Below are 11,259 nucleotides of genomic sequence, written 5' to 3' on the forward strand. Positions count from 1 at the left end.
AAAACGGCCCGCCGCACCGCACGATGGCGATGCGACGGGCCGCCTATGCGCGACAGCCGTCGAAACAGCGCGCGGTCAGTACGTGATTTCGACGACGCTGCCGTCGAACGCCGCACGCAGCTCCGCCAGCAGCACGTCGCTCGGTTTCACGCGCCACGCGTCGCCCAGACGCATTTCGCCTTGCGCGCGCGCGTTGCTGTAGTGGATCTGGACCGCAAGCCCGTTCGGCAGCGGCGGCGGCGGGCGCCGACCGCCATCGCGGCCGCCGCCGCGCGGCGCGGGCGCGTCGACTACGTTCGCGGCGGCCGGATCGTCCTTCGACACGTGCGGCTCGAGCACGCGGCGCAGCGCGAGCGCGTCGGCGTTGCCGTTCATCGTCAACCGCACGGCCTGCGCGTAGCGGCTGCGCGCGCGTTCGAGATCCATCACGGTATCGGCCGTGAAGCGAATGCCGCCGGTGAATGCGTCGTTGCGCGCCTGCCCCTGCACGATCAGCAGCTCGTCTTCCTTGAACAGCGCCTTGTTTGCCTCGAACTGTTCGTTGAAGATCGTGATCTCGCACTGGCCCGTGCCGTCGTCGAGCAGCGCGATCAGCATCTTGCCGCGCTGGGTCATCTGCGTGCGCAGCGACGCGATGATGCCGGCGACGAGCTTGTCGCGCCCTTCCTTCAGATCACCGACCTTCTGCCGCACGAAGCGGCGCACTTCGTCGCGATACGCATCGAACAGGTGGCCGGACAGGTAGAAGCCGAGCGCGGCCTTTTCTTCCTGAAGGCGGCGCTTGTCGTCCCACGCGGGCTCGTCGACGAGCGCATGCGCATGCGGCGACTCGGCGCCCATGTCGAACAGGCCGGCCTGCATTGCGTTCGCTTCGGCCTGGTCGGCCGCCTCCATCGCGAGCGGCACCGACGCGATCAGCTGCGCACGGTTCGGGTTCAGCGAATCGAACGCGCCGGCGCGGATCAGCGCCTCGACCGTGCGGCGGTTGACGACGCGCCGGTCGATCCGTTCGCAGAAGTCGAACAGGTCGGTGAACGCCTTTTCCTCGCGCGCACGCAGGATTTCCTCGATCGCGTTCTGGCCGCTGCCCTTCACCGCACCGAGGCCGTAGCGGATCGTGCGCGAGCGCTTGCCGTCGGCTTCCGCGACCGGCTCGAACCGGTAATGCGACTGGTTGATGTCCGGCGGCAGCACGGCAAGGTTGTTCACGACGCAGTCGTCGAACAGGATCTTCACCTTGTCGGTGTCGTCCATCGCGAGCGTCATGTTGGCCGCCATGAATTCGGCCGGATGGTGCGCCTTCAGCCACGCGGTGTAATACGCGAGCAGCGCATACGCGGCCGCGTGCGACTTGTTGAAGCCGTAGCCCGCGAACTTCTCCATCAAGTCGAAGATCTCGTCGGACTTCTCGCGCGTGAGGCCGTTCTTCGCCGCACCCTCGGCGAAGATCTCGCGGTGCTTGGCCATCTCCTCGGGCTTCTTCTTGCCCATCGCGCGACGCAGCAAATCGGCGCCGCCGAGCGAGTAGCCGCCGATGATCTGCGCCATCTGCATCACCTGCTCCTGATAGACCATGATGCCGTAGGTCTCTTTCAGGACGGGTTCGACGCGCGGGTCCGGATAGTCGACCTTCTCGCGCCCGTGCTTGCGCGCGCAGAAGCTCGGAATCAGGTCCATCGGGCCCGGACGGTACAACGACACGAGCGCGATGATGTCCTCGAAGCGGTCGGGCTGCGCATCCTTCAGCATGCCCTGCATCCCGCGGCTTTCCAGCTGGAACACCGCGACCGTGTTCGCCTTCTTCAGGATCTGGAACGAGGCCGGATCGTCGAGCGGCACCTGCGCGAGCGACCAGTCGGCCTTCGACGGGTCGAGGCGGCGGATGTAGCGCTCGGCCCAGTCGAGGATCGTCAGCGTCGTGAGGCCCAGAAAGTCGAACTTCACGAGGCCGACGGCTTCGACGTCGTCCTTGTCGTACTGGCTGACCACGCCGCCCTCGTCGCCCTGCGTGTACAGCGGGCAGAAATCGGTCAGCTTGCCGGGCGCGATCAGCACGCCGCCGGCGTGCATCCCGACGTTACGCGTGAGACCCTCGACGCGCTGCGCGAGGTCGAGCAGCTGGTGAACCTCGTCCTCGTGGTCGTAGCGCTCCTGCAACTGCGGCTCTTCCTTCATCGCGTCGGCAATCGTCACATGCTTGCCGGGCTTGAACGGAATCAGCTTCGCGATGCCGTCGGTGAACATGTAGCCGAGGTCGAGCACGCGGCCGATGTCGCGCACGGCCGCCTTCGCGGCCATCGTGCCGAACGTGGCGATCTGCGAGACGGCGTCCGCGCCGTACTTCTCCTTCACGTACTGGATCACGCGATCGCGGCCGTGCTGGCAGAAATCGATGTCGAAGTCGGGCATCGATACGCGTTCCGGGTTCAGGAAGCGCTCGAACAGCAGGTTGTAGCGCAGCGGATCGAGATCGGTAATGCCGAGCGCGTACGCGACCAGCGAGCCGGCGCCCGAGCCGCGGCCCGGGCCGACCGGCACGCCGTTGTTCTTCGCCCAGTTGATGAAGTCCGCGACGATCAGGAAGTAGCCGGGGAAGCCCATCTTCGTGATGGTCCCGCACTCGAACTCGAGGCGCTTGTAGTACGTGTCGCGCTGCGCGTCGCGCTCGGCCTCGACCGGATACAACTGCGCGAGACGGGCCTCGAGCCCTTCCTTCGACAACTGGACCAGGTAGTCGTCGAGCGACATGCCGTCCGGCGTCGGGAACAGCGGCAGTTTCGGCTTGCCGAGCTCGAGCTTCAGGTTGCAGCGCTTCGCGATCTCGACCGTGTTCGCGATCGCCGACGGCAGGTCGGCGAACAGCGCGGCCATCTCGTCCTGCGTGCGGAAATACTGGTCGGTCGTGAAACGCTTCTGGCGCCGCGGGTTCGCGAGGATGTCGCCTTCCGAGATGCACACACGCGCCTCGTGCGCGGTGAAATCGTCGTCGGTCATGAACTGCGTCGGGTGCGTCGCGACGACCGGCAGCTTCAGCGACGCGGCGAGCGCCGCCGCCTGCTGGATGTACGCCTCGGCGCCCGGCTGGCCGTAACGCTGCAGCTCGATGTAGAAGCCGCCCGGAAACACCCGCGCCCAGCGCTCGGCGTGACGGCGCGCGGCTTCTTCGTTGCCCGCAGCCAGCGCAAGGCCGATATCGCCTTGTTGCGCGCCCGACAGCGCGAGCAGCCCCTGCGCGAGCTCGCCGTCGAGCCAGCTCGCGTCGAGTTCCGCGCGGCCGCGGTACTGGTTCGTGAGCCACGCCTTCGACAGCAGCTCGCAGAGATTCAGGTAACCGACCTTGTCCTTGACCAGCAGCAGCAACCGCGACGGCTTGTCGCGGTCGTCCGGATTGGCAATCCAGACGTCGCAGCCGGCGATCGGCTTGATGCCCTTGCCGCGGGCTTCCTGGTAGAAACGAACGAGGCCGAACGCGTTGCCGAGATCGGTGAGCGCGAGCGCGCCCTGACCGTCCGCGGCCGCCGCCTTGACGATGTCGTCAATGCGCACGATGCCGTCGGCAATCGAGAATTCGGAGTGGACGCGAAGATGGACGAAGCGAGGATCTGACATGGGCGCTATTGTAGCCGCCCCGCCGCGCAAGCTGCCCAAAAAATGCCCGCTTTGGCCGTTCGGCCGATGCACGCGGCGACGCGTCGCGCGGTTGGCCGATCGGCCAGGTACCGATGCCCGCGCCGTTTGCGGGATAATACGGTTTTTCGAATCAACGCCCCGGCTTCGCACCCTTTTTTGCGGGCCGCCGTGCGGCCGTTTTCCCGTCGGACCATCATGACCATCGTCAACCTCGCCGCCTACCACTTCGTATCGCTCGACGCGAACGAGCAATGGCGCCCGCTCGTCACCGCCCGCTGCAACGAACTCGGCCTGCGCGGCACGATCCTGCTCGCGCCGGAAGGCATCAACCTGTTCATCGCCGGCACGCGCGAAGCCACCGACGCGTTCATCGCGTACATCCGCCACGATCCGCTGTTCGAGGGCAAGTTCGCGACGCTGCAGTTCAAGGAAAGCCTGTCCGACTCGCAGCCGTTCCGCCGCATGCTCGTGCGCCTGAAGCGCGAGATCATCACGATGAAGAAGCCCGCGATCAAGCCGGAGCTCGGCCGCGCGCCGTTCGTCGATGCGCGCACGCTGAAGGCGTGGCTCGACCGCGGCCACGACGATGCGGGCCGCCCGGTCGTGATGCTCGACACGCGCAACGCGTTCGAAGTCGACGTCGGCACGTTCGACAACGCGCTCGACTACCGGATCGACAAGTTCAGCGAATTCCCGGAAGTGATCGACGCAAACCGCGCCGATCTCGAAGGCAAGACGGTCGTGTCGTTCTGCACCGGCGGTATCCGCTGCGAAAAGGCCGCGATCCACATGAAGGAAATCGGCATCGACAACGTGTACCAGCTCGAAGGCGGCATTCTGAAGTACTTCGAGGAAGTCGGCGGCGCGCACTATCACGGCGACTGCTTCGTGTTCGACTACCGCACCGCGCTGAACCCGCAGCTCCAGCCCACCGAGAACGTCACGTGCTTCGCGTGCCGTGCGGTCGTCACGCCGGAAGCGCAACAATCGCCGAGCTACGTGCCCGGCAAGTCGTGCCCCGCCTGCGCGCAGGCCGCCAGCGCCGCGTAACGGCGCATCGCACCGCGCACCGCCGATGAACCCCGGCTATCGCGGCCGCTTTGCGCCTTCGCCCACCGGCCCGCTGCACTTCGGCTCGCTGGTCGGCGCGCTCGCAAGCTGGCTCGACGCACGCGCGCACGGCGGCACATGGCTCGTGCGCATCGAGGATCTCGACGGCCCGCGCACGGTGCCCGGCGCGGCCGACGACATCCTCGCGATGCTCGCGCATTTCGGCATGACGCCCGACGAGCCGCCCGTCTGGCAAAGCACGCGCGACGCGGCGTACACGGCCGCGCTCGAGCAGCTCGTCGCGGCGGGGCTCGTCTATCCGTGCGGCTGCACGCGCAAGGAGATCGCTGATTCACTGCGCGCCGCCCATGAACGCCACACGACGCTCGCGTATCCGGGCACCTGTCGCACCGGCCTGCACGGCAAGCCCGCACGCGCATGGCGGCTGCGCGTGCCGGACGGCTGCGACGCGGTCGTCACGTTCGCCGACCGCTGGCAGCACACGCAATCGCAGAACCTCGCGGCCGAAGTGGGCGACTTCGTGCTGAAACGCGCGGACGGCCAGTGGGCGTATCAGCTCGCGGTCGTCGTCGACGATGCCGATGCCGGCATCACGCACGTCGTACGCGGCGCCGACCTGCTCGACTCGACCGCACGCCAGATCTACCTGCAGCGCTGCCTCGGCGTGCCGACGCCCGAGTACCTGCACGTGCCGGTCGTCGTCGATGCGAACGGCGAAAAGCTCAGCAAGCAGACGGGCGCGACAGCGCTCGAACGCAACGATCCGCTGCCCGCGCTGCAGGCTGCGGCCGCGCATCTCGGCCTGGCCAACGATGGCGATCTGCCGGGCGGGACGCTCGACGCGTTCTACACGGCCGCGACCGATGCGTGGGCGCGTCGCTTCGGGCCGCGCGCCGGTTGAGTCGCTTGCAGGACACCGGCCCGTGCCGACTACGCGCCGGCCTCCGCGAGCGTTGCATCCGCTCGCATGAAAGCATGACGGAAGCCTGAGCGCCACGCCGGCTGACGACTCGGTGTCGAAAGTCCCTCCCCTGCGCGTCAAGCGATACTCCCTGCTGCACACCGCCCCGATCACGTCGCCCAATGAAAAATGGGCACATGCTCATCGCATGCACCCGCTTGTCCGGCAGCGCTCACACGCCGCCCCGCCGCTCCGTCCGGCTTACGCCGACGGCTTGCGCGGCATCCCAAAGCCACCGAGCAGCGCGGCAACCTGGCGCTTCGGCCCTTTCTTCTCGGGCTGCTGCGCGGGCTGCGCATCGTCCGGCTGCTTCGCCGACGCCGACGGCTCGTACGGCTTCAGGAAGAAATCGTCGACCGGCGCTTCGTGGCGGCGATGATGGCTGCCGCGCTCGGTGCTGCCCGAGCGGCGGCCCGATGCACCGCGATGCTCGTCGCGATCGCGCCGACCTCCGCGTTCGCCACCCCGTTCGCCGCCGCGCTCACTGTTGTTGCGCTCGCCGCCACGTTCGTCGTGACGCTGGCGTGCCGGCTTGTCGATCGTAAGCGTCTGCACGTCGAGCGGACGCTTGATCAGCTTCTCGATATCGGCGAGTTGCTTGCGCTCGTTCGGGCTGCACAGCGACAGCGCGTCGCCCGTCGCGCCCGCGCGGCCGGTACGGCCGATCCGGTGCACGTAGTCTTCCGCGCTGAACGGCAGGTCGAAGTTGATCACGGCCGGCAGCTCGGCGATATCGAGGCCGCGCGCGGCCACGTCGGTCGCGACCAGCGCCTCGATCTCGCCGCGCTTGAACGCGTCGAGTGCCTGCATCCGCTCGATCTGCGTCTTGTCGCCGTGAATCGCCGACGCGACCACGCCGTCGCGTTCGAGATTGCGCGCGAGGCGGCTCGCGCCGATCTTGCTGTTGCAGAACACGATCACCTGCTTGAGGCCGCGATCGCGCAGCAATTGCACGACGGCCGCCTGCTTGTCGCCTTCGGCGACGTCGTAGACGATCTGCGTGACGTTCGCGTTCGTCGAGTTGCTGCGCGCGACCTCGATCGTCTGCGGGTTGCGCAGATAGGTCGACGCGAGCTTCTTGATTTCGCCCGAGAAGGTGGCGGAGAACAGCAGCGTCTGACGCTCCTTCGGCAGCAGGTTCAGGATGCGCTGCAGATCGGGCAGGAAACCCATGTCGAGCATCCGGTCGGCTTCGTCGAGCACGAGGATCTGCACCTGGCCGAGGTTCGCCGTCTTCTGTTGCACGTGGTCGAGCAGGCGGCCCGGGGTCGCGATCAGGATCTCGACGCCGCGGCGCAGTTCGGCCGATTGCGGATTCATGTCGACGCCGCCGAACACCACCGCGCTGCGCAGCGGCGTGTGCTTCGCATATGCGTGCACGTTCGCGGCGACCTGGTCGGCGAGTTCGCGGGTCGGCGTGAGGATCAGCGCCCGCACGGGGTGGCGCGCCGGAGACGCGCTCGTGTTGGCCTGCGGCAGCAGACGCTGGATGATCGGCAGCGAGAAGCTCGCGGTCTTGCCGGTGCCCGTTTGCGCGGCGCCCATGACGTCGCGGCCGGCGAGCACGACCGGAATGGCCTGCGCCTGGATCGGCGTCGGCGTCGTATAGCCCTGCTCCACAATGGCTTTCAGGATATCGGGGGCAAGGCCGAATTGATCGAAGGTTGCGTCGACGGGCTTGGCGACAGAATCGGACATGGTGGCGTTTCGCTCAAAAGGCGCGGCGGGGACATCGTGCGTCAGGCCGGCCGGGCCTGCGCTCATCACAATTCGGAAATAGACGGAGCCGCGGCGCGCCGCGCGGCGCCGCTCTGGTGCTTGGGACCGGTTCAATGCGAACGCTGGACGCCAGACCGTGCGGACTCCGTTCGGCGCGAATGCCGGCGGAAAGGGCCGTATTGTAGCACCGTGCGGGAATCTGTCCGTGACAACGCCGCGAACGGCCACGACGGCGGTTCGCGCGGCGGCCCTGCTCCCGCCCGTGCGGGCCGGCGGTTGGTCGATCGGGGTATCCGTATCGGCCGATGAACTCGATTAAGGGTTCGATCCGGGAGCCTCGCATCAGCACGCCCCGCCGCCAACCCGCGTGTCGAGCCTTCAGCCCGACAGCGGTCAACACGGATGAATACGCTCCGCGATCGCGCCCGCCGCTCAGCCCTTCTTCTTTTTCTTCTCGACCTGCGCGCAGTCGCCCAGCAGCGGCGGCGACTTCGGGTCGGCGATCTCGTCGCGCAGCGTCGCTTCCTTGCCCTTCGTCCACCACGTATAGCGGCCGGCCTGGTAGCGCGCGCCCGATGCCGACACCGTATCGACGAACAGCATCTGCTTGCCGTCGACCGGCACGAGCGCGAAGCTCTGGCCGTTGCCCGCGAGCCAGTACGACACGCGCACGGGCTGCTTCTGGTTCGCGCACTGGTAGACGGTTTGCTGGCGCGCGTCGGCGTCGATCTCCTCGACGGTCAGTTGCGCGGCATGCGCGACGGAAACGGCGGTGCCGGCGAGCGCAAGCGCGGCGAGGGTTTGGCGAATCATGCAGGTCCTCTCACGAGACGGGTGGAAAGCGCGCCCTCGCGGGGCGCGCGGTTATTGTTTATAGGGAGGCTCGGCGGCTTGCCGGAATCAGGGATCGATCACATCCGCGCACGCATCGGTCGGCGCCGCGGCGACATGGCCGACGAGCGGCACGATCTTGAGTCCGGCCGACGCCACCCGGCACGGCGCGGCCGCGAGGCCGCAGCCCGCGAGACTCGCGACGAGCGCCAGCGCGACGCCCAGCTTTCCGATACGCAACGCTCTCGACGCCATCGTCCTCTCCTCGTTCCGTCAGCGCGCCGACACGGGCCGGACGGCCGCGGCCGCGCGCTTCGCGCGTTCGCGGGCTTCGTCGACGGTCGCGCCGGTTGCCAGCGCGACGCCCATGCGTCGCTTCGCAAAACTTTCCGGCTTGCCGAACAGGCGCAAGTCCGCGCCCGGCACCGCGAGCGCGTCGCGCACGCCTTCGAACGCGATTCCGCGCTCGTCGAGGCCGCCGTAGATCACCGCCGACGCAGCCGGCGTGCCGAGCGCCGGATCGACCGGCAGCCCGAGAATCGCCCGCGCGTGCAGCTCGAATTCCGACTGGCGCTGCGAGGCGAGCGTGACGAGGCCCGTATCGTGCGGCCGCGGGCTCACCTCGGAGAACCAGACGTCGTCGCCGCGCACGAACAGCTCGACGCCGAACAGGCCGCGCCCGCCGAGCGCCTCGGTCACCTTGTGCGCAATCTCGCGCGATTTCTCGAGTGCCACCGCGCTCATCGGCTGCGGCTGCCACGATTCGACATAGTCGCCCGCCACCTGCACGTGGCCGACCGGTTCGCAGAAGTAGGTACGCGTGTCGAGCGTCGCCGGGTCGATCGCGCGCACGGTCAGCTGCGTGATCTCGTAGTCGAAATCGACGAAGCCCTCGACGATCACGCGGCCGTGGTTCACACGCCCGCCCGCCATCGCGTAGTCCCACGCGGGTTTCACGTCGGCGTCGGTCTTCACGACCGACTGCCCCTTGCCCGACGACGACATCACGGGCTTCACGACGCACGGCATGCCGATCTTCGCGACGGCCGCGCTGAATGCCTCGAACGAATCGGCGAACGCATACGGGGAAGTCGGCAGGCCGAGCTCCTCGGCCGCGAGCCGGCGAATCCCTTCGCGATTCATCGTGAGCTGCGTCGCGCGCGCGGTCGGGATCACCTCGGCGAGGCCGGCCGCCTCGATCGCCGCGAGCGCGTCGGTGGCGATCGCCTCGATCTCGGGGACGATCAGGTGCGGACGCTCGGCCTCGACGATCGCCCGCAGCGCGGCCGGGTCCGTCATGTCGATCACGTGCGCGCGATGCGCGACCTGATGGCCGGGCGCGTCCGGATAGCGATCGACCGCGACGACTTCGACGCCGAGACGCTGCAACGCGATGATGACTTCCTTGCCGAGCTCGCCCGCGCCGAGCAGCATGACGCGCGTGGCCGAGGGTGAAAGCGGCGTACCGAGCCGCTGACCGATCTGCATGTGATTTCCCGCTGGTTCTGTTGGAGGACGAAAACGGCTTCGATGTTAACACGGGCATCCGGGCCGGTTTGGGCCGTTTGGCCGCCCCCGGCGCCATGTCGCGCGAGGCCCGTGGGCGGGCTGCGAACGTTTTCGCGCGCGAAGTGTCGGCTCGCCTGCCGCGGGGCGGGTGCGTTACTCTTACGCCTTGATCAGAATCCGAAGAGGAACGAGGCTCATGTCCCACCTGTCCGCGGCCGCACGCGCACGCACCGGCCTGCTTCGCCCGTTGCGCGCGCCGCTTTGCGCGTTGACGCTTGCCACGCTTCTCGCCGCCTGCACGATGCCGACCCATCCCGATTCCGCCGCCCCCGCGCCCGACCCGTACAACCCGGCCGCCGTCCAGTTGCTCGACGACACGAGTTGGGAACTCACCAGCTGGGTGAACGCCGACGGCACGCAACGCGCGATCCCGCACGGCGACAACGGCGAGCCGATCAAGCTCGCACTGTCGACCGAGTCGGGCATCCGGCGCGCGAGCGGGTTCTCGGGCTGCAATCGCTACATGGGCACCTATGCGGTCAAGAACGGCCTGCTGAGCTTCGGCCCGCTCGCCGGCACGCGGATGGCCTGCCCGAACACGCTCGGCGGCCAGCTCGAATCCGCGTATCTCGACGCGCTCGCCCACGTCGACAAGACCGGCGTGCAGATGCGCGCGCCCCAGCAATTGCAGATCGTGACCCAGGCCGGCGCAACGCTGACGTTCACGCACCGGAGCCCCTGATGCACGGCGCGCGCGGAGGCCGACCGACCGCCTTCGCGTGGCGCACGACGCGCATGTGCCGCCCACGTGCGTCGCGCGGCGTGAATCGGAATCACGCCGCGTTAGAGTCTTGTTCGCCGGCCGGTTAAACTCGGCGGGTCGCGCCCCGCGCGCCCCTCCCCACTCCTGTTTCAAAGCATGCACACGGTTGTCTTCGGCTGGTTCGGCATCTCCGCCGTCTGGTTCCTCCTTCTCTTCTGGCGTCTCGTGCAGGCGATGCTGCCCGGCGGCGGCGGGCTTGCCGGCCGCGGCTCGATCCGCCTGTGGCTCGGCTTCGCCGCGGTATTCGTCGCCAGTTGCACGCTGACGAGCCCGCTGTCGGGCCCCGACACGAACGCGCTCGGCCATGCGTTCTCCGCCGGCTTCGCCCACGTGCTCGGCCCGATCGGCACGCCGGTCGCGATGGTCGTGCTGTTCTTCGCCGGCTTGCCGTGGCTGACCGGCATCGGCTGGCGGCAGTTCGCCGCGTGGGTCGACACGTCGTTCGGCGTCAAGCTGTCGCGCGACGGCGGCGACGACGACGCGCGCGGGATCGCCGACCTGCCGCGCAGTGCATTGCATCGCGACGACGACGTCGTGCAGCCGACCACCGCGCATACCGTCAACTCGATGGCGCCGCGCCAGAACGGCCGGTATTCGCGCCCGACAGTGTGGAAACCCGATCCGCAGGCACGGCCGAAGCCGCGCAGCAAGACCCCGCCGCGCCCCCTTGCGGAACCCGTCGCGCCGTCGGGCTGGCTGAAGCCGAGCGCGCCGC

8 protein-coding genes and 1 pseudogene are annotated in these 11,259 nt (G+C 68.3%); 4 read left to right on the forward strand and 5 right to left on the reverse strand.

Translation table 11 applies throughout. The features are described 5' to 3' along the window. Positions 1 to 75: 75 nt before the first annotated feature. The gene (gene dnaE, locus JMF86_RS11505) at positions 76 to 3,609 is read right to left on the reverse strand and encodes a DNA polymerase III subunit alpha (protein ID WP_054928034.1); all 3,534 of its coding nucleotides are present in this window, start codon (positions 3,607 to 3,609) and stop codon (positions 76 to 78) included. 216 nt (positions 3,610 to 3,825) lie between these two features. Here dnaE and JMF86_RS11510 point away from each other — a divergent pair, with 216 nt between their 5' ends. Continuing rightward, a complete protein-coding gene (locus tag JMF86_RS11510; protein ID WP_012328939.1) occupies positions 3,826 to 4,680 on the forward strand; it encodes a sulfurtransferase in 855 nt (284 codons plus the stop codon). 25 nt (positions 4,681 to 4,705) lie between these two features. After that, positions 4,706 to 5,602 (forward strand): tRNA glutamyl-Q(34) synthetase GluQRS, encoded by an 897-nt coding sequence (gene gluQRS / locus JMF86_RS11515; protein WP_054928035.1) that lies wholly within the window; start codon positions 4,706 to 4,708, stop codon positions 5,600 to 5,602. Positions 5,603 to 5,863: 261 nt separating this feature from the next. On the opposite strand, the gene JMF86_RS11520 is transcribed toward gluQRS, so the two are convergent. From JMF86_RS11520 to purT, 4 genes are all read right to left on the reverse strand, one after another. Then, positions 5,864 to 7,426, reverse strand: a complete 1,563-nt coding sequence (locus tag JMF86_RS11520) for a DEAD/DEAH box helicase (protein WP_054928036.1) — start codon at positions 7,424 to 7,426, stop codon at positions 5,864 to 5,866. A 387-nt stretch (positions 7,427 to 7,813) separates the two neighbouring features. Further along, the gene (locus JMF86_RS11525; RefSeq protein WP_011545861.1) at positions 7,814 to 8,194 is read right to left on the reverse strand and encodes an MliC family protein; all 381 of its coding nucleotides are present in this window, start codon (positions 8,192 to 8,194) and stop codon (positions 7,814 to 7,816) included. 87 nt (positions 8,195 to 8,281) lie between these two features. Then, positions 8,282 to 8,467, reverse strand: a complete 186-nt coding sequence (locus JMF86_RS11530; protein WP_011545862.1) for a DUF6726 family protein — start codon at positions 8,465 to 8,467, stop codon at positions 8,282 to 8,284. A gap of 18 nt (positions 8,468 to 8,485) precedes the next feature. Next, positions 8,486 to 9,700 carry a formate-dependent phosphoribosylglycinamide formyltransferase gene (purT, locus tag JMF86_RS11535; RefSeq protein WP_011545863.1) on the reverse strand — a complete coding sequence of 405 codons (1,215 nt, stop codon included), beginning with the start codon at positions 9,698 to 9,700 and terminating at the stop codon, positions 8,486 to 8,488. Positions 9,701 to 9,917: 217 nt separating this feature from the next. On the opposite strand from purT, the gene JMF86_RS11540 reads away from it, so the two are divergent. Both JMF86_RS11540 and JMF86_RS11545 read left to right on the forward strand, forming a co-directional pair. After that, positions 9,918 to 10,463: an META domain-containing protein gene (locus tag JMF86_RS11540; protein WP_011545864.1), complete on the forward strand. Its 546-nt coding sequence runs from the start codon at positions 9,918 to 9,920 to the stop codon at positions 10,461 to 10,463. A 177-nt stretch (positions 10,464 to 10,640) separates the two neighbouring features. Further along, a pseudogene (locus tag JMF86_RS11545) lies at positions 10,641 to 11,259 on the forward strand (DNA translocase FtsK); the annotation flags it as partial.

The sequence above is a fragment of the Burkholderia sp. E168m15 genome, from assembly GCF_016586105.1.
GTDB classification, from domain to species: Bacteria; Pseudomonadota; Gammaproteobacteria; order Burkholderiales; family Burkholderiaceae; genus Burkholderia; species Burkholderia orbicola.

What these genes read in the sequence shown, in the direction of transcription:
- dnaE (WP_054928034.1), bottom strand. Translation starts at nt 3,609, where the DNA reads ATGTCAGATCCTCGCTTCGTCCATCTTCGCGTCCACTCCGAATTCTCG.
- JMF86_RS11510 (WP_012328939.1), top strand. Translation starts at nt 3,826, where the DNA reads ATGACCATCGTCAACCTCGCCGCCTACCACTTCGTATCGCTCGACGCG.
- gluQRS (WP_054928035.1), top strand. Translation starts at nt 4,706, where the DNA reads ATGAACCCCGGCTATCGCGGCCGCTTTGCGCCTTCGCCCACCGGCCCG.
- JMF86_RS11520 (WP_054928036.1), bottom strand. Translation starts at nt 7,426, where the DNA reads ATGAGCGCAGGCCCGGCCGGCCTGACGCACGATGTCCCCGCCGCGCCT.
- JMF86_RS11525 (WP_011545861.1), bottom strand. Translation starts at nt 8,194, where the DNA reads ATGATTCGCCAAACCCTCGCCGCGCTTGCGCTCGCCGGCACCGCCGTT.
- JMF86_RS11530 (WP_011545862.1), bottom strand. Translation starts at nt 8,467, where the DNA reads ATGGCGTCGAGAGCGTTGCGTATCGGAAAGCTGGGCGTCGCGCTGGCG.
- purT (WP_011545863.1), bottom strand. Translation starts at nt 9,700, where the DNA reads ATGCAGATCGGTCAGCGGCTCGGTACGCCGCTTTCACCCTCGGCCACG.
- JMF86_RS11540 (WP_011545864.1), top strand. Translation starts at nt 9,918, where the DNA reads ATGTCCCACCTGTCCGCGGCCGCACGCGCACGCACCGGCCTGCTTCGC.